Origin of the sequence: Paenibacillus sp. 7516 (genome assembly GCF_002272715.1) — a bacterium.
Lineage (GTDB): Bacteria > Bacillota > Bacilli > Paenibacillales > Paenibacillaceae > Paenibacillus > Paenibacillus illinoisensis_A.
Genome location: NZ_NPBI01000012.1, coordinates 259,172 through 278,634 on the forward strand (window position 1 = coordinate 259,172; position 19,463 = coordinate 278,634).

The following is a 19,463-nucleotide window of genomic DNA, read 5'->3' on the forward strand; positions in this document are numbered from 1 at the left end:
TAAAAAATTCCTCGAGTTTTGTAAAATTGGGCCAATAGTCATACGTCAAAATGAGAATATGCGATAAAAGCTTACATTCCCCTGTATATTTTTGCTCTTGCCTAATCTGAAAAAGCCATCTCTTAGGAGATGACTTTGGCACGTATGCGCTTCACGGCATGGAATACCGAAGATTTGATCATACCTTCACTGCGATTGACGAGCTCTGCGGTTTCCCTGATGCTGTATCCATGAATGACGCGCAGCTCCAGGATTTTGCGATGTTCTGGATTACTGACGACAGAGAAGAGATCGTTAACACTCTCGGTGATCTCCAGTTCGGATAGGTCACAGTGGTACGTTGGCACGTCAAGCCTGCTATCCCGCTTCATGATTCGCGTTCGTTTGCGGAAGGTGTCCAGAGCGAGGTTGTAAGCAATCTTTTTGAGATAGTAGAGCAGTCGATCTTCAGGGATGTCTGCGTGAACGTTCATGAGCCGAATGAAGCATTCCTGCGTCAGATCCTCCGCATCTTGAGGCTGCCTGACGATATGGGATAAGTACCGTGTGATTTCCGATTTATAGTTAACATAAGCGTTGTTAATAGTTGTGCTGTTCATGTGATGTGAGTCTCCTTTGATTACCGTCTGCATATCCGTTTCGGTTGGTACGATTCGATTGTCAGTATAGCGAGAGGATGTTTCCAAACACGTTAAACTTGTATCTAACTTGTAACAATTGGAGCCTAGCGACTTTTACTACCCTCATCAAGATTGAGACTACCAATCTTAAAATGAGACTTCGGTGGACATATGAAAGGTAGTGGAGGAGACGAAGTCGATTCTGGACTTTTTTGAAATGAGTCTCAATAAAACACTGAATATTGATCGTTTTGAACGGATATTTGCCTATGTCGCAGCGTAAAGGATGTCTATAATAGTACCCGTCGGGCGAGAATGCCTGCTTAGAATTGAATGGGGAATGGAAGGGGGACAGTGCTCTGGAAGTCGATTAAGTGATTGATCGACTCCACCTTTGTAAGCGCAATCATTATGTTGTGGCGACCTGTTCTGTTCAAAAATAAGATAAGCATCACCTATTCTGTCTTAAGGAGAGTGAAGGTTGATGAATTCCAAAACAACAGTAAGGGTACATAAGGAAGAGTTTCCCCGTGTACAGACTAATCGCCGGAAGGTGCGTATGCCGCTTGCGGCCAAGGTATTATCCTCGGCACTCAGCGTAGCCTTGCTTATTGCGGGAACCGCGGGGACAAGCGGAGCAGCGGCTTCGAATGGCAGTAGTGCAGCAGAGGCTAGCCTTCAATCACACAAGGGGGGCGGTTCGTTGAAAGAGATTCAGCTCGAATATTTGGATCGGGGGCTGGTGGCAGCATCCACGTCCGAAGGTGTTTTTCTAAGCTGGAGGTTACTTGGGGATGAGGCAACGGGGTATAGCGACAAAGGGCTGACAGGCACGAACTTCAACGTATACCGCGATGGCAAAAAGATTGCTACCGTTACGGACAGTACGAACTATATCGATCCCGCAGGAAAATCGTCTTCCCGCTATGAAGTGGCCGCTGTTAACAGCAAGGGAAAGGAAAGCAAGCGCAGCAGCTCCGTCAAGCCTTGGGCGAATGGCTATATGGATATTCCACTGCAGAAACCCGCTGATGGGGTTACACCTGCTGGCGAAGCCTATACGTACTCCGCGAATGACATGAGCGTAGGTGATGTGGACGGAGACGGCCAATATGAGTTTTTCGTCAAATGGGACCCTTCCAACGCCAAGGATGTATCTCAAAAAGGCTACACCGGTAAAACGTATGTCGATTGTTACACCTTGGACGGCCAGTTGTTGTACCGGATTGATCTCGGGGTCAACATCCGTGCGGGCGCTCACTATACACAGATGCTGGTTTATGATTTTGATGGAGATGGCAAGGTAGAATTGATGTTCAAGACTGCTCCGGGAACCAAGATTATCAAATATAACAAAAAAGGAAAAGTGACGTCTGAGAAGTATATAACGCTGCCGAAAGAAGACCGCAAAGCAGGGTACTCCAACGAAGATGACTATCGTTTAAGTGCTGACGGTTATTATGATCATGTGGTCGACATGTTCAAAAACTGGCACAAACACGAGGAAGTTGTGAAGGGGAACTGGCCAGCTACGCTGGAGGAGGCTTTTGGCATAGAGAAGAAGTATGCCTATCCATTGTCCCAGCAGGATGCCGAGAGTCTGGCAGATTACTTCATCGATGTCTATGCGCCAAGCCGCAGTGACAAGAATGAGCTGCGCAAATTCGAAGGTTTTATCGTAAATGGACCTGAGTATGTGACCGTGTTTGAAGGGGAATCCGGCAAAGAGCTGGAGACCACTCCTTACGAGCCGGAGCGCCATGATGACGGTCTGATGTGGGGCGATTATGCCATGGCACGGATCGAGCCGGGTAACCGGGTGGATCGTTTCCTGGCAGGCGTGGCGTATCTGGATGGCAAGAAGCCATCTGCTGTCTTTGCACGCGGGTACTATACACGCTCGACGATGGTTGCTTATAACTGGGACGGCAAAAAGCTCAAACGCGAATGGAAAGTGGACAGTGGCTGGACACCGATGAAAAATCCATTCAACGACGGACCACATGGTGTAGATGGCACTGATCCGGAGTATGGCTCCATTACAACCCAGGGCGCTCATTATTTCAGTGTGGCGGATGTCGATGGAGATGGTAAGCAGGAGATTATCTATGGTTCGGCCACGATTGATCATGACGGCAGTGTGCTGTACAGCTCAACCGACCTGATGCCTGCGGAAAGTGCTGCACCGGGAACGATTGCCCGCCTGGGTCATGGGGATGCACTGCATGTGGCAGATATTGATCCGGATCGTCCGGGACTTGAAATCTTCATGGTACATGAAGGCGGTCCGTGGGCTCCATATGGATATTCCTTGCGGGATGCCAAGACGGGAGAAGTCATCTATGGTGGCTATACAGGGAAAGATACCGGGCGCGGGATGGTTGGGGATGTAGATCCTACTCGCCGAGGCTTGGAGACATGGGCTGTAGGATTGTGGACAGCCAGTGGTGAGAAAATAAGTGATCAGGCGCCTGGCACAAATATGAATATTCGCTGGGCAGCAGATATGACCACTCAGATTGTAGACGGCGCGATTGATGTTACCCCGACCATCAAGGATTGGAATCGCGGTACGCTGCTGACCGCCACAGGCACATTAACCAACAATCACACCAAGGGCACGCCTTCTCTGGTGGCCGATATTTTCGGGGATTGGCGGGAAGAGATGCTGGTGAGAACCGAGGACAGCTCGGCGATCCGCATCTATCTGAGTACGGAGAAGACGGACCGGAAGCTGTACACGCTGATGCATGACGCCATGTACCGCGTGGGTATCGCCGGACAGAACAGCGGTTACAACCAGCCTTCCTATCCGTCCTTCTACATGGCATCGGATATCGACTGGTCGAAGGTAACACTGCCCAAGTTCTCCACTCCCCAATCAGGTAAGGGTGGAAAATGATTAGGCTCAGGTTAATGAAAAAAGGTTTCTAAAATAAAACCTGGCTCTGGAATATCCCGGTGTGTCTCGGCACATGAGGGGTTCCAGAGCTTTTTCTCGTAGGAACGGAAGAAGAAGGAGAACTGGATCAAAACCTCATCCAATCGAGGGCACTATATCAGAGCTATATCCTTATCTTCATATCAAATGTTCTATGGACGCGAATGCTTCAATTGTGCGGTTTCCTTTATCATAAATTAGCTTGGTTATGGAACATTCGGGAATAAGATGGTTTTGTAAGGTTTTAAAATCAGGATGCCAGACGTTCAGCTCTCGCTCGGTGAACGCCTGAACCAGGAAATCGGTAATAAGTCCGCCATGGGTAACCACGATGATGTTACGGTTTGCCGGTTCTTCATTGTGCAATTCGTCCAGTAGGAATGCCAGACGCTGACCCGCTTTTTTGGCTGAATCGCCCACAGGCGGAATGTAATCCGGATCAGACGTGCATTGGTCCCACATCGCAATAAATTGTTCAAAGGTCTGATCAGGGCAATCGCCCCAATTGGCACGTTCTCGCAAGCGAGAATCTTCGGTTACAGGACAACGAGTATAAAAGGCAATCCTTTCGGCAGTTTCTTTTGCTCTTTGAAGGGGACTGGTAACGATTTTGGAAATGGGAAAGGCACCCTGGGCCAAATGCCTTGCTGTTGATTCGGCCTGCAGGGCCCCTTCAGGAGTAAGGGAGACATCACCGCTGCGCCTTTCTTTTAAACCGTGTCTCACGAGATGGAAGATGGTACTCATCATACTCGACCTCCTTATAGGATGGATAATAGGTGCGTAATGGATTAGATATTTAACTAATTATACAATTATCTAATTTTAATAAGCAAGTCTAGTTGAAGCAATGGAGTTTAAAACCACCTTGTAGAATTGCTACAATGGAGAAAAGTGAGGATCGCTGCATCAATGGAGGTATGCACATGAGCACGAAACGTTTTACGGGAAGCCTGTTTCAGGAGGAGCTGCAAACGGAGGACTGCGGGCCGCGATTCTACGCGTACTATTATAAGCAATGGGACAATTACAGCATGGCCTACCACAATCATGATTCGACTGAAATCATGTATATCATCTCGGGGATGTGCAGGGTGGATGTACTGATGCCGGATGGAGGTTCGGAGCAGGCTGTGTTGAAAAAGGGACAGTTCATTCTGCTGGATGCCAATGTGCCGCACCGTTTGCTGGTCGAGGATGGTGTTCCTTGCCGGATGTTAAATGTGGAGTTTGGCTTTGCCCGCTCCGCGCCTGGACAGCCTTCCATTCGCCAGCTCGCTCAGGAAGAGGAGGAAGTCGAGACCTTCTTAACGCACGCTTCGCCTTACATGGTACTGCCTGACCCGGAAGAGGTATATCACATTATGAAAAGCCTCGTACTGGAGCTGGATCAACGCGGCCTCATGGATCACGGCGGGTCTGCTATCCCGATGCGAATCATTCCTTCTGATGAACGATCCCACCATCGCGAAGCCAGGAATCTCAAGTCACCGGAACAGGGTACGCTGGTGCGTACACTGTTTATCCAGCTGCTGGTCCGGGTTGCGCGGCTGCGTGGGGAGATGAGCCGGAGTGCACCGGATCAGTCGGAGTTATATGTTAAACGAACGATTGAGTTCATGCATCACAATATGGATCGCAGCATTCAGATGAAGGATATTGCGGCAGCGGTCAATTTGCATCCCGGCTATCTGCATCGCATTTTTCGTCAGCACACCCGGCGGACCCCAACGGACTATCTTACCATGCTTCGAATGGAGAAGGCCAAGATGCTGCTGCAGCAGACCAATATTCCGATCTCGGAAATTTCGGAGTATGTGGGCGTGGGCAGTCGTCAGTATTTCCACATGTTATTCAAAAAATATACAGGCCGGACTCCGGTTGAATATCGATCCATGATGGAGAGACATGTCAGCCAGTACCCACCAGAGGACTGAGTGGAGTGTGTTACTTTTAGCCAAGGGAGAAGTATTCCATTTGATAATAAAAGTTAGGATTTTTGACAACCTCATCTGGAACTGGTCATGATTTTGATAACGCTTCCTCATTTTCCGTTGATACAATGATTCCATGAAGTGAGGTCATTAACCGAAACGAATCATTTCGGATTACGGGAGGACATGCGAATGTCGTTTAAAGTGGCATTTATCGGGGCAGGGAGTATTGGTTTTACAAGAGGTTTGCTGCGGGATTTGTTGACGGTACCGGAGTTTAACAACATAGAGATTGCGTTCTGCGATATTAATCAGCACAATCTGGACATGGTGACAGAGCTGTGCCAGCGGGATATTCGCGAGAATGGACTGAATATTCAGATTCAGCCTACGACAGACCGAAAAGAGGCGCTTAAGGACGCGAAGTATGTACTGTGTACAATTCGTGTTGGAGGGCTGGAGGCATTTGCAACCGATGTGGACATTCCACTTAAATACGGGGTGGATCAATGTGTCGGTGATACGTTGTGTGCAGGAGGCATTATGTATGGGCAGCGCGGAATTGCCGAAATGCTGGACATCTGTAAAGATATTCGCGAACAGAGTGCACCAGACGTGCTGCTCTTAAATTATTCGAACCCGATGGCTATGCTAACATGGGCTTGTAATAAGTATGGTGGCGTACGCACCATCGGGTTGTGTCACGGTGTGCAGCATGGACATCACCAGATTGCGGAAGCATTTGGATTGAAGATGAATGAAGTGGATATTGTGTGCGCGGGTATCAACCATCAGACCTGGTACATCAAGGCATCTCACGAAGGCAAAGACCTTACAGGTGATTTGCTTGAAGCTTTTGAAAAACATCCCGAGTACAGCCGTACCGAAAAGGTTCGAATCGATATGCTGCGCCGCTTCGGCTACTACAGCACGGAATCGAACGGGCATCTTAGCGAATATGTGCCATGGTACCGCAAACGTCCAGAAGAGATTCAGGACTGGATTGATCTGGGCAACTGGATCAACGGAGAGACGGGCGGGTATTTACGCGTGTGTACAGAGGGCAGAAATTGGTTCGAGACTGATTTTCCCAATTGGATGAAGGATGAACCGATGCAATTTGTTCCGGAAAAACGTGGCGGAGAACATGGTTCTTACATTATAGAAAGTCTGGAAACGGGACGCGTATATCGCGGACACTTTAATACCATTAATAACGGCGTGATCTCCAATCTGCCGAATGATGCAATTATTGAAGCACCAGGATATGTGGATCGCAACGGCATCTCGATGCCGCATGTCGGTGATCTGCCACTGGGTCCGGCTGCGGTATGTAATGTGAGTATTTCGGTGCAACGGCTTGCGGTTGAAGCGGCTGTACACGGAGACGACAAGCTGCTTCGTCAAGCATTCATGATGGACCCGCTTGTCGGTGCCGTATGTAATCCCAAAGAAATTTGGCAGATGGTTGACGAAATGCTGGTTGCTCAGGCGAAGTGGCTGCCGCAATATGGTGAAGCCATTGCAGCCGCAGAAGCCAGACTTGCTGCCGGTAATCTTATTCCTACGAAGGAATATGAAGGGGCAGCACGTCTCAAGGTGAAAACCATCGAAGAGATGCAGCAGGATCGTGATGCAGCGAACAAAAATGCGGGTGAGTCCGATAAGGGAAAAGACCGCGAGAAAGTGCAGCAATAATCGTAAGATTCAACTGAACAGAAGATAAGTTGAACGGGAACCACGACAAGGCCCACTCCAATGTGTTGGAGGGGCCTTGTTTTTTTTATTTTTTCTCCACGAGATGAACGGCAAAAGCAAATGAAGTATCCCCCAACGAAACATTAGAATCTCTGGGAGAGGACCAGCTTGCAAATGCTCCATAATAGTGAATGCCCGTTTCCTGTGCCAGCTGGAATGATCCCGCTGTAAATGACACGCGATGAGCTTTTCCATCCACATATTCGACTAGAGTAAATTTCATCCGGGGCAACGTCAGTACCCATATCAATGGATACATCCTCTCCCACAAGTAGAGTAACAGGTGTTCTTCCCTCCAGCAGCTCCAGGTCTCCTGCGTAGTCGATACACAAGCCCTCCCAGCAATAACTTCCCTGTACAGCAGGGATGGGGCTGCCGCTGACTGATTGGATGATGGGTTTAGGAAGTTCCGTTGGCAAGTTATTACGCTGGCTCGTTCCTGGAGGGGGATTTTCTACGTTGTTCATGTTGTATTCGTTAGTATTGCATCCGGACAATAGGAACACAGATCCAAGCAGCATAAGGGTAGTCCAGGCTCTCACTGAATGTATGAAGTTAATCTCAAACACCTCCCCAATATATTCCATACGAAAAGCAGCCGAGGAATGTTGCTCGGCAATGGGTGGGCACGGAGTTGAAGGCACTTCAGGACCCTGTCCAATGGGATTCCGTGGTACGGTCGAAGCTGGAGAAACCAGCAAAAGTCCAAGAGGCGTTTTCACAAATTGTTGACAATTGAGCTGCATGAAAACGTAGGAAATAGGCAAGACACTCGACTCTTCTCCCATGCTATGTTATTATAAGTCTCTGATAACGTGGTAACGAACTAAAGCGTTTGGGTTTTGGTTACAGACATGGAGGGGTTCAAGAGATGAGAAAAAAAGCGATATTACTATTATTCATCAGCATATGCATGATCGTTGTGGCAGGTTGTTCCAGCTCGGGAAGCAAGGACGACAACTCCATTATTGTGGGGATTGATGACAAATTCGCTCCAATGGGATTCCGGGATGAACAAAATGAAATTGTCGGCTTCGATATTGATTACGCCAGAGCTGCAGCGGAGAAAATGGGTAAAGAAGTTACCTTTCAGCCGATCGACTGGTCTTCCAAAGAATCAGAGCTGAACAGCGGCCGGATAGACATGATCTGGAACGGATACACGATTACGGACGAGCGCAAGGAGAAAGTGCTGTTCACGAAGCCGTATTTGGAAAACAGTCAGGTTGCGATTACACTGGCCGATTCCCCAATTACGAAGCTGGATGAGCTGGATGGCAAAAATGTGGGATTGCAGGCTCTGTCTTCAGCGGCAGATGCACTCGCAGCCAGTCCCCTGAAGGACAAAGTGAAAGCTTCCGAATTCAAGGATAACGTTCTTGCATTGACGGATCTGAAGACGAAACGTCTGGATGCGGTTATCATTGATGAAGTGGTGGCGAGATATTACATGTCGAAGGAAGAGGAAACTTTCAAATTGCTGGATGAATCCCTTGCACCGGAGCAATATGGTATTGGTATCAAAAAAGGCAACGAGGAACTGCTCAATCAGCTGCAAAAAGCACTGGATGAACTGAATGCAGACGGAACGGCTGCCCAGATCTCAACCAAGTGGTTGGGTGAAGACAAGGTGTTGAAATAGACAGGTTAGCGCCTGACATACGATCAGAAACCAATAGACCCCGTATTCCTCTTGGAGCAGCGACTCCATTGGAGTGCGGGGTTAACAGATTAGAGGAGACAAAAAATCATGAGTTGGGATTATATATCTACTATACTGAAACCTATGCTTGAGGGAGCCCAGACAACGATCTTTATGTTCCTGCTCGCCATCGTACTGTCCATACCGCTTGGATTCGTGGTCACTCTGGCGATGAGAAGCCAAATTAAACCATTGGCATGGATTGCACATACGTACGTCTATGTCATGCGGGGAACACCACTGCTTCTGCAGGTATTATTCTTCTGCTTCGGTCTTCCGCTGCTTCCTGTCATTGGCGATTACCTGGTGTTTGATCGTTTCGTTGCTGCGGCGATTGCATTCATTTTGAACTATGCGGCGTACTTTGCCGAAATTTTCAGAGGCGGGTTGCTCTCCATCGACAAAGGGCAGCATGAAGCTGCGCAGGTTCTCGGCTTAACCAAGTGGCAGACGATGACCAAAGTCATCATTCCACAGATGATTCGGGTTGTACTGCCTGCAACAGCGAATGAGTCCATTACTTTGATTAAGGATACGGCTCTGCTCTATGCGGTTGCGGTTCCTGAATTGCTGTATTACGCCCAAGCCGCGGTCAACCGGGATCTGCAGCTCATCCCATTTTTCGTTGCAGCGATCATGTATCTGCTCATGACATTGGTGCTCACACTACTGTTCAAAGCGCTGGAGAAGCGGTTTTCATTTGAATAAATTAAATCTGATTAATCAAAGGACTGTCTGCATATGACACATATTATAGAAGTGAATCAGTTAAGAAAATCATTCGGCACACTTGATGTACTGAAGCAGGTAACCTTTAATGTGACACCGGGTGAAGTCATTGCCGTGATTGGCCCATCGGGCTCGGGCAAGAGTACGATGCTGCGCAGCCTGATTCATCTGGAGGATATCTCCGGTGGAACGATTCGCATTCAGGATCAGACGCTTGTTGACAATGGCCGTTATGCAGGGACTGCGGAAATCCGCAAAATCACAGATCGGATGGGTATGGTATTTCAGCACTTTAATCTGTTTCCGCATCTGACTGTACAAGCCAATCTGGAACTGGCACCGAAGACGTTGAAAAAAGAAAGCACAGCCATCATCCGCCAGCGAAGCTTGGAACTCCTCGGAAAAGTAGGGCTGTCGGACAAGGCGAACGCCTACCCGGGCAATCTGTCCGGTGGACAGAAACAGCGCGTAGCGATTGCTCGTGCACTGATGATGCAGCCAGACATTCTGCTGTTTGATGAGCCGACGTCAGCACTCGATCCCGAGTTGACTGGAGAAGTGCTGCGAGTGATCAAGGATCTCGCACAGGAGAATATGACGATGATGATCGTTACCCACGAGATGAGCTTCGCCCGTGATGTTGCGGACCGGGTTTTCTTCATGGATAACGGTGAAATCGCCGAAGAGGGCCCGCCAGAGCAAATCTTCGGCAACCCCAAGCTAAATCGCACCCGCACCTTTCTTCAGCGGGTGGAGGTCGATTCTTAAATTGAAAGAAGTGGTGCTCCATTAAACATGGAGCACCACTTTTTTTTGAGTTTATTTTAAGAGATGTACCCGTCGAACAACCACTCCCCTTCGGGTGAACGTATGAAGGAAAACTCGTACTCGATCATTCCCTCAGAACCTTTTGTCGTCATAGTTTTGGCAACAAAAAGCATGAAGTGGTCTGAATCCTTTTGATCATAACCTCTGAACTCGAACTCATCCCAAAGTATACTCTTGATGAAATTTGCTTCATAAGAAGAATCTCCATGCTGAACTACCAATGCATTTCTGCTAGCGGCAATCTTCACGTTGGGAGAAGATATGGACTTGATATACGCGGTATCTTCTGATTCCATGGCAGCCATGAGTTTAAACGTCATATTCAGGGTTTCTCTCAGGTTTGTCCTGGATTCCTCGTCATTTACGCTTTCCTGTAGAAGAGTAATTTGCTCCTGTAGGCGAGAGTTCTCTTCTCTGAGTTCCTTGATGGTTTGGGTCATTTCGGCATTCTGCTTGCTCAATTGAGTGTTCTCGGCAGGTGCACCGGCTTCACTGCAGCTTGTTAATAGGAAAGCGGCGGATACAAGTAAAACGATTGTTTTATACATGCTAACCCTCCTTGTTGGAAAATAGTAACATATATTCTCTGTAATTACAGGATGCAATGGACTCCAGATATCAGTAGCGGCCATATCTATTTTTCAGCTAAGTAACGTGCCGACGAGCAGTTCAAGAGTAGAGCTTTTCATTGGTATGAGGGTAATCGAAGGTTACATAATTACAAATATATTAATAAATATATTTATTTTCCATAACGACATGAATCCCCTTACTTCGACAAGGAAATGCATTTATTATGGGCTATAGTATAGTGTTCGAAACCAGAATTGCTATACGGTTTATCAATATGAGAGGAGGTTAACATATTCATTCATAAAGTAACAAAAGTATGTTCCATCAAAGAAGTATTGTAAAAGAGAGAGAATGTTTTTTTATCATAAATATGAAAGCGCTTAATTAGTGGTGTATAGAGAAACATCATTGTTAACTCGCAATATAAGCAACCTACTATGAAGGGAGATTGATCCAATCATGCAACGAGTATACAAGTTATGGAATAAGCTGAGTACGATGATGCTCGTATTTGTGCTTTTGGCTGTCAGCATGGGCAGTGGAAATGCACTAGGGGCAGCAAGTTCATCAACAACTTCGAATACAACCCGGGTGTCTGTACATGACCCTTCCATTTATTATGACTCGTCCACGAACAGGTACTACATTTATGGCTCGCATCTGGCTCAGGCCAGCAGCACGGATCTCCGAAACTGGTCTTACGAGGGAACGCAGGGGTATGCCAACAGTACCTTGTACGCACCCTCTACCTTCGAAGGTTATTATTACATCAAAAATAAAAACAGCAACCTCTACCTGGATGTTACCGATGGCTCATCTGCCGATGGGACAGGCATTCGGCAGTGGTCCTATAATGGTTCCGACGCACAGAAGTTCAGAATTATGCATTACGGCAACGGGGACTACTATCTCCTTACCGCCAACTCGGCCTATAAAAGTGCCATCGACGTAAATGGTGGCTCGGCTGCAGATGGAGCTCTCATTGAGCAGTGGACCTATTGGGGCGGTACGATGCAGTTGTTCCGGATTCAGCAAAATGCAGATGGCTCCGTTGCTTTCCTGACCAAGGCTTCCGGATATACTAGTGCACTGGATGTGGCAGGTGGCAGCACGACGGCTGGCGCCAATATACAGCAGTGGAACTACTGGGGCGGAGAGATGCAGAAATGGGAGCTGGTCAAGGCAGGCGGTACCGGAAATGCATCCCGCAGCTCGGGAGCTGCATTGACGTCCGCCTTGGCTGTCTCCTATGCGTGGGCTGGATATAATGACCAAGACAGCTCTGGTGGTCATGCGGTATGGGCGCCTGCTTCGCCGGTCTACAATGCGTCATACACATGGGCGGACGGTTCCAAGGGAGCCTATATGCTGTATTACTCCACTTCTTCCACATATATCCGCTCAGCTATTGGATTCGGCGTATCCAAATCCGTGAAGGGGCCATATGAATACATCGATACGATTATCTACTCTGGATTCACAAGTGGAAGCAATCCAATTACGACAACGTCCTCACTTGGAACCAAAACGGTAAACACATGGTATCAGCATACCAACATTCCTGAGCTGATCGACAAAGGCAGTTTGTCCGGCACGCGGAGCGGCTGGTTCTTAAGCAATGGAGGTTTTAACAATACCCTGTTCCCGAATGCCATCGATCCTACCTTAACTTACGACAGCTCCGGAAAGCTGTGGATGAGCTACGGGTCTTGGTCAGGAGGGATCTATATTCTGCAAATTAATCCGGATACCGGACAGCCCATCTATCCGGGATCGGATAACGGCAATACCGACCGTTATTTTGGCAAGCGCATAGCCGGAGGTTACGGCAAAACAGGAGAAGCTCCCTATATCGTTTATGACAAGGATGCAGGGTATTACTACCTGTATGTAACCTACGGCGGGCTGGCTAATGAAGGTGGTTACCATATTCGCTTGTACCGTTCTACGACAATTGACGGAACTTATACCGACGCTGCGGGCAATCAGGCCGTATATGCCTCTGCTTCAGTCGACCAGTCGACTCGTGGCATCAAGCTGTTTGGTAACTATGCATTCTCCGGCGTACCGCTCGGTTACAAATCAGGCGGGCATAACTCCGCTTTTCTAGATACAGATGGTGCAAGGTATTTGATCTACCACACCCGGTTTAATAATGGAACAGAGTATCATGAGGTTCGTGCGCATCAGCAGTTCCTGAACGCTGACAAATGGCCGGTGACGGCCGTATACGAATTTTTGGGAAGCAGTATCTCGTCCACAGGTTATAGCGCAAGCGACATGGCGGGAACGTATCAGTTCGTCAACATGGGATTAGATGCTTCCATCAGCGGTGTGGGCATGCTGCCTACCCAAAGCGTGACGCTGAATTCGAATGGTACGATAACCGGTGCAGTAACCGGTACGTGGTCCAATACTGCCGGTACGTATTACTGCACGATGGTGATTAACGGGGTGACCTACAAGGGCATATTCTTCAAACAGAAAAATGAGTCGGCCAGTCATAATGAAGTCATGACCTTCTCGTTGATCGGTTCCAACAATCAATCGATCTGGGGGTCCAAATAGGATCACCCGCCCATTAGACGATATAACATCGGACACATTTAAGATTCATTAAAGGTTTGTCCTCTACCATGGTTCCTATAAGCCTCGGGTGCTTAACAGAAACCAAGAAGGAGGATTTATCATTTGAATAATTTACTACAAAAATTTGCAGTAACGGCACTGTCCGTGACGATGGTAACGTCGTCGTTCGGTCTGATCGCTAGCCCTAACGCAGCGTATGCCGCAGAGGATACAGCGGCTACAACGACCAGCACAGGCATTACGCAAGCTTACGAATCATTATTCCAGACAGATAATGTTATTGATATCAACGTTACAATTGATGATGCAGACTGGGAGAGCATGCTTGAAAGTCCGCTGGATAAGGATTATAAGAAGGTCAGCGTGGAAGTGGATGGCAACAAGCTGGATAATGTCGGTTTCTCCACCAAAGGCAATCTGACACTGAAGTCCGTGGCATCCATGGAAGATTCGGACCGTTACAGCTTCAGGCTGAAGTTTGATAAATACGATAAAACACAAACCCTGCTTGGCCTCGATAAAATGGTATTGAACAACAACTACGCGGATCCATCGTACATGCGTGAAGTTCTTCACTATGAAGCGCTGCGCAGCATTGGTATGGATGTACCGATGACGAACTACGTCAACCTGTATGTCAACGGCGAATTGGTAGGTTTCTATACAGGTGTTGAAGCGGTGGATGACAGTTACCTGGAGCGGAACTACGGTGAAGATTACGAAGGCGGTGTTCTCTATGATACTGACGAGAGAAGTTATCTTCAATATGAAGAGGGCAGCGACTACAGCACACTCACGGAAGATTTGGGTATGGACGAGAATAAAACCAAACTCAAAAACTTCATCAAAACGCTGAATGACATGCCTGAAGGAGAAAAAGGCGATATTGAGAGCGTGCTCGACGTTGACTCCGCACTTCAGTATATCGCGGGAAACATGGTTTTCGGCAACTATGACAGCTATAACGGTGACAAAGGGCATAACTACATGCTCTACAGCGATGCTGATGGCAAGTTCACGGTTGTGCCTTGGGACTTCAACATGTCCTTCAATGGATATTCGGGTGGAGGCGGACGTGGAACAACGACAACCGGATCAACTACGACCAACACCAATGCAACGAACGTATCCGTGGACGAGCCTGTACTTGGCATAAGCATGGAAAATGTACCGATGATTAACAACCTGCTTGCCGTGCCGGAGTATAAGGAAAAATACTTGAGCTACGTCAACGAGTTGACGGATTACCTGGAAGGCATCCAAGACCGTATTACAGAACTTGCTGATGTCATCCGTCCTTATGTAGAAGCAGATCCAACCAAATTCTACACAACCGAACAGTTCGAATCCAATATCGCTTACTCCGCTAACGCAGATGCAGGAGGTGGTATGGGTGGAACGCCTCTGGAAGGGTTCGAAGGCATGACGCCTCCAGAGGGCATGGAGGGAATGACACCACCGGAAGGCTTTGAAGGAATGACGCCTCCAGATGGAACGACCCCACCTTCGCAGCCGGATGGCACCAGCGGAACAGAATCAACAGATGCGGCAGGGAGCACAGGAAACACGCAGACACGTCCAGGTGGTAACTTCGGCGGTGGCGGAGGTATGGGCTCCATGGCAGCAGGATCGCTGACGACGTTTGCCCTGAACCGACTCGCGAACTTGCAAGAGCAGCTCGGACGTGAAGTGACACCGCTGCCTGAGACTACGGAAGATGGTGGCTCGGAAACTTCCTCTGAAACGGGAACAACAGACCCAACCATTGCCGTTACTTTGGATGGCCAAGCGATTTCGTTCCCGGATCAGGATCCGCTCGAGCAGAGCGGTCGGGTGATGGTACCTGTCAATGCCATTCTTGAAGCACTGGGTGCAGAAGTGACTTGGGACAAAACAGCGAAGACGGTAACCGCTGTTCTGAACGACCAGACACTCGTACTCCAGATTGGAAGCAGCACGGCAACGGTTAATGGGGAGACGCTTGATATCGATGCACCAGCCATTATCCTAAACAGCCGTACACTGGTTCCTGTACGCTTCATCTCTGAAGGATTGGGACTGACTGTCGATTGGGACCAAACGGCAGCACAAGTAAGTCTTACATCCAAATAAAAAGTATTTTCTTTATATAGACGGTTAGTCCATGAAGAACAAAAAGAGGGGTTCGATGCATAACATCGAATCCCTCTTTGTTTTATTTTGGGATTAACCGGTTCACATACGGAATGGGAATAGGTATATAACTCCAATCAGCAATGATCACACGGAGCGGACATCCAGCAAAATGCGGCCTCGGCCACGTCTGGCTTCACTTTTGGCATGGGCCTGATCCGCGTCACGCAGTGGGAAAATGGAGTCAACTTCTGAACGAAGGGTACCGTCCGCCATAAGCTTGGCAATGATCGTCAAATCCTCTGAAGTAGGGAATTTCGAATTGAACTTGGCTGTTACTCCGTATTGTTCTGCTTTGTCGCGGGAGGGGAGTTGAGTCAGAGAAACCAGCTTGCCTCCTCGTTTCAGTACACCCCAAGAACGATCTTCATTATTTCCACCAACCGTTTCTACAACGAGATCCACGTTGCGGACCAGCTCTTCAAATGCGGCTGTTTTGTAATCGATGACCTGATCTGCACCCAAGGAGGATACAAAATTCACATTGTTTCCAGAAGCCGTAGCAATAACATGGGCACCTTTCCATTTGGCGAGCTGTACTGCATATTGTCCGACACCGCCCGCAGCAGCATGGATCAGAACGGTTTGCCCGGCTTCCAGCTCTCCTTCCGTGAACAAAGCCTTCCATGCAGCCTCGGCTCCACCTTTAATGGTTGCTGCTTCCTCGAAACTCAGTCCGTCCGGCATATGTACCAGATCTTGAGCCGGAGCAATGCCGAATTCTGCGTAGCTTCCCTTCACATTGCCAAACACACGATCTCCTGGCTGGAAATCCTGGACACCCTCACCTACGGATTCAACAATGCCTGCCATGGCTGTTCCCGGTGTATACGGCAGACTTTTGACAAACACGTCCTGCAGCCAGCCATTACGAATTTTCCAATCCAGCGGAATGGCTCCGGCAAATTGAATACGTACCAGTACTTCTCCGGTCGCAGGTTCGGGCCGAGTTACTTCCTGTTCAAATTGTAAGGTTTCCGGACCACCGTATTGATGAACTTGGATCGCTTTCATTTTGAATGTAGACATATATTCGCTCCAATCGTTTAGGGAATTTATTAGGATAAGGATGAATCAATATGTGAAGCAATTTTCTGTGATAGAGACAGCAGCAAGTTCTTTTCTTCATCTGAGAGGACAGCCGTAGTGATCTGCTCTACCCGGCTCCAGGCGGAGTTCACTTGATCCTCCAGAGCGCGACCTGCTTCCGTCAGTGAGACAATGGTGACCCTTCCATCTTCTTTGGAGCGACTGCGAGTAACGAAACCTGCACTTTCCAGGCGGCGAACCGACTTGGCTACCGTTGAATGATCCAGACGAAGTGTCCGACCCAGCGAATTCTGGGATTGATGGTCCTGTGCGAACAGCTGCATCAGCATGATTTCCTGACCAGGAAACAATCCCGTATCCCGAATCAATTGAGCAGCCAGCCCCTTATGCGAGCGTGCTAGAGCAAAAATGCCAAAGCTGACCGGATAATGCTCAGCACTGAATTCATCATTAGCTGAACTAAGGGAAGGGTGATCTTTTTTCGAAGCATCTGTAGATGTCATGGTATACCTCAACTTTCTCATTTATGTTGTCGGCAACATAAATATATCACCGATTCATGTGGCTGGCAACATATTATTTGGTTTTTTTTCCTTATACGAATTCAGACATATCTTGTTGGACTTACGGAGTATCAGAATTTCCAACTGGAAGGGCATTCGCCCACGATTACGGAAAACACGGAAATGTTTTGGTTTTTTCATTGAAAAATTGTGATAAATATCACTGAAAACTTATAAATAATGTGAATGTGCCTACCGATAACTCTATATGTGATTATCGAAATCGATTCGAAATTCGCTTCGGTATCACCTAATTACAAAGGGAAATGGGTGGCTCAACACATGCGAAGCATGAGCATCGGTACCAAAATCAGTTTGATCGTTATCAGCATATTTATCGTGTTTTCCTCAGCCGTAGCGGTAAGTGTAATTCTGGAAATGAGACAGGGAATTACGACATTTGCAACGGAAAAGGCGAAGCGGGATTTGGAGATGGCGGATCGAATCATTACATACAAACACCCCGGCGACTGGGCCATCAAGGATGGCGAACTTTACAAAGGTGAGACCGCAATGGAGGGCAACTTCGAACTTGTGGATGAGATCGGTGAGGCATCGGGAGATACCGTAACCATTTTTCGCGGGGAAGAGCGCGTGGCAACCAATGTAATGATGGATGGAGAGCGTGCAGTCGGGACGAAAGTATCGGAACAGGTCGCTCAGGCTGTTTTGCAGCAGGGAGAGAAATTCTACGGTGAGGCCGTTGTCGTTGGACAGAATGTACAGACGGCATATCAACCGATCAAGGATGCAACCGGGGAAATCATCGGAATTCTCTATGTAGGGGCATCTCAATCACTGATTGATGTCATTATCTCTTCATTTCTGAAGACTTTTCTGATTGTATTCCTGCTTGCGATGGGGGTAGCCATTACAGCCATTATTCTGTATGTCCGCAGAGTGAAATTAAGAATCGAACGGGTGTCTATGGCGATCAAACGTGCAGGCACGGGGGACTTCACGCAACCAGTTGTTGATCACGTCCAAGATGAGATTGGCATGCTGGGTGCCGGGTATAACGAGATGAGAAGCAGCTTGCAACTGATTATTCAGGGTGGTCTTCAAGCGGGGGAGAAGGCTAAGCATTCGACCGGAATACTCTTGACCATTGCGGAACGGACGGCACGCGAATCGGAACAGATTGCTTCGTCGGTGGAACAGGTCGCGAGAGGAGCAGAGAGCCAGACCATCAGTACCGAAGAGAACCTGCAGGCCATGGAAGAGGTGGCCATTGGAGTGCAGCGGATGGCAGACAAGGCCTCCAGCATCTCGGAATCTGCCCTCTACTCCCGCAGGCAGGCGGAAACCGGAGGGGAAGCAGTGCAGCTGACGGTTCAGCAAATGTCGACGATCGAATCTTCCGTTACAACAACGGATGAAGTCATTCGTACGCTGGAAGTGAAGTCTGCACAGATTAGCCAGATGGTTACTACCATTCATGAGATTGCGAATCAAACCAACCTGCTCGCTCTTAATGCATCCATTGAAGCGGCCAGAGCAGGGGAGCATGGCAGAGGCTTTGCCGTTGTGTCTACCGAGGTTCGCAAATTGGCTGAACAGGCCGGGGACTCTTCGAGCCGCATTGAGGAACTGGTCAAAGCCATGGAGCAGGACATGCTGCTGTCCCTATCAGCCATGTCTCGAGTGAAGGATGAAGTGCAGGAAGGGCTGCGCTTGACCCGTGAAACGGAACAAAACTTCAGCCTGATCCGGGACACAAACTTGAGGATCGCAACGGAAATTGAGGACATGGCAGCGACAAGTGAGGAGATGTCTGCCGGCGTGGAACAGATCGTTGCTTCCGTGCACGAGATTGCACGCCATGCGCAGACGGCCAGTGCCAATTCACAGCAGGCCGCCGGTTCGGTTCATGAACAGCTCAAGTCGGTGGAACAGATTAAGGCGTCTGCAGCGGTGCTGTCCGATGTTTCCTCAGAGCTTCAGGCATCGCTCAGCCCGTTTAAGATCTAATATCTGTTACAATGGTGGAAAAAGGAGGAATAA

At 48.4% G+C, this 19,463-nt stretch carries 15 protein-coding genes; 9 read left to right on the forward strand and 6 right to left on the reverse strand.

The genetic code is table 11. The features are described from left to right. Positions 1-122: 122 nt before the first annotated feature. Entirely contained in the window at positions 123-599 is a 477-nt protein-coding gene (locus CHI14_RS12380; RefSeq protein ID WP_170948113.1) for an RNA polymerase sigma factor, read from the reverse strand. A 580-nt stretch (positions 600-1,179) separates the two neighbouring features. On the opposite strand from CHI14_RS12380, the gene CHI14_RS12385 reads away from it, so the two are divergent. Next, positions 1,180-3,522 (forward strand): rhamnogalacturonan lyase, encoded by a 2,343-nt coding sequence (locus CHI14_RS12385; protein WP_095289098.1) that lies wholly within the window; start codon positions 1,180-1,182, stop codon positions 3,520-3,522. 177 nt (positions 3,523-3,699) lie between these two features. Here the strand turns inward: CHI14_RS12385 and CHI14_RS12390 are convergent, their stop codons facing one another. Continuing rightward, on the reverse strand, positions 3,700-4,308 hold the full coding sequence (locus CHI14_RS12390) for a histidine phosphatase family protein (RefSeq protein ID WP_095288744.1): 609 nt from the start codon (positions 4,306-4,308) through the stop codon (positions 3,700-3,702). A 179-nt stretch (positions 4,309-4,487) separates the two neighbouring features. Between CHI14_RS12390 and CHI14_RS12395 the strand changes: the two genes are divergently transcribed. Beyond that, positions 4,488-5,498: an AraC family transcriptional regulator gene (locus CHI14_RS12395; RefSeq protein WP_095288745.1), complete on the forward strand. Its 1,011-nt coding sequence runs from the start codon at positions 4,488-4,490 to the stop codon at positions 5,496-5,498. A gap of 189 nt (positions 5,499-5,687) precedes the next feature. Further along, positions 5,688-7,193, forward strand: a complete 1,506-nt coding sequence (gene melA, locus CHI14_RS12400; RefSeq protein WP_095288746.1) for an alpha-glucosidase/alpha-galactosidase — start codon at positions 5,688-5,690, stop codon at positions 7,191-7,193. A 143-nt stretch (positions 7,194-7,336) separates the two neighbouring features. On the opposite strand, the gene CHI14_RS29995 is transcribed toward melA, so the two are convergent. Continuing rightward, positions 7,337-7,999 carry a hypothetical protein gene (locus CHI14_RS29995; RefSeq protein ID WP_095288747.1) on the reverse strand — a complete coding sequence of 221 codons (663 nt, stop codon included), beginning with the start codon at positions 7,997-7,999 and terminating at the stop codon, positions 7,337-7,339. 125 nt (positions 8,000-8,124) lie between these two features. Between CHI14_RS29995 and CHI14_RS12410 the strand changes: the two genes are divergently transcribed. From CHI14_RS12410 to CHI14_RS12420, 3 genes are all read left to right on the forward strand, one after another. Continuing rightward, positions 8,125-8,895 carry an amino acid ABC transporter substrate-binding protein gene (locus CHI14_RS12410; RefSeq protein WP_095288748.1) on the forward strand — a complete coding sequence of 257 codons (771 nt, stop codon included), beginning with the start codon at positions 8,125-8,127 and terminating at the stop codon, positions 8,893-8,895. A gap of 108 nt (positions 8,896-9,003) precedes the next feature. Beyond that, positions 9,004-9,663: an amino acid ABC transporter permease gene (locus CHI14_RS12415; protein ID WP_095288749.1), complete on the forward strand. Its 660-nt coding sequence runs from the start codon at positions 9,004-9,006 to the stop codon at positions 9,661-9,663. A 33-nt stretch (positions 9,664-9,696) separates the two neighbouring features. Beyond that, a complete protein-coding gene (locus CHI14_RS12420) occupies positions 9,697-10,452 on the forward strand; it encodes an amino acid ABC transporter ATP-binding protein (RefSeq protein WP_095288750.1) in 756 nt (251 codons plus the stop codon). A 56-nt stretch (positions 10,453-10,508) separates the two neighbouring features. Here CHI14_RS12420 and CHI14_RS12425 read toward each other — a convergent pair whose 3' ends face one another. Further along, positions 10,509-11,060 carry a hypothetical protein gene (locus CHI14_RS12425; RefSeq protein WP_095288751.1) on the reverse strand — a complete coding sequence of 184 codons (552 nt, stop codon included), beginning with the start codon at positions 11,058-11,060 and terminating at the stop codon, positions 10,509-10,511. Between the two features lie 484 nt (positions 11,061-11,544). On the opposite strand from CHI14_RS12425, the gene CHI14_RS12430 reads away from it, so the two are divergent. Then, entirely contained in the window at positions 11,545-13,653 is a 2,109-nt protein-coding gene (locus CHI14_RS12430; protein ID WP_095288752.1) for an RICIN domain-containing protein, read from the forward strand. Positions 13,654-13,776: 123 nt separating this feature from the next. Beyond that, positions 13,777-15,786: a CotH kinase family protein gene (locus tag CHI14_RS12435; protein ID WP_095288753.1), complete on the forward strand. Its 2,010-nt coding sequence runs from the start codon at positions 13,777-13,779 to the stop codon at positions 15,784-15,786. Between the two features lie 147 nt (positions 15,787-15,933). On the opposite strand, the gene CHI14_RS12440 is transcribed toward CHI14_RS12435, so the two are convergent. Together CHI14_RS12440 and CHI14_RS12445 are read right to left on the reverse strand one after the other, a co-directional pair. Next, the gene (locus tag CHI14_RS12440; protein WP_095288754.1) at positions 15,934-16,875 is read right to left on the reverse strand and encodes an NADP-dependent oxidoreductase; all 942 of its coding nucleotides are present in this window, start codon (positions 16,873-16,875) and stop codon (positions 15,934-15,936) included. Between the two features lie 29 nt (positions 16,876-16,904). Further along, positions 16,905-17,399 (reverse strand): MarR family winged helix-turn-helix transcriptional regulator, encoded by a 495-nt coding sequence (locus tag CHI14_RS12445; RefSeq protein ID WP_095288755.1) that lies wholly within the window; start codon positions 17,397-17,399, stop codon positions 16,905-16,907. 351 nt (positions 17,400-17,750) lie between these two features. Here CHI14_RS12445 and CHI14_RS12450 point away from each other — a divergent pair, with 351 nt between their 5' ends. Further along, entirely contained in the window at positions 17,751-19,430 is a 1,680-nt protein-coding gene (locus tag CHI14_RS12450; RefSeq protein WP_249281084.1) for a methyl-accepting chemotaxis protein, read from the forward strand. Positions 19,431-19,463 lie beyond the last annotated feature (33 nt).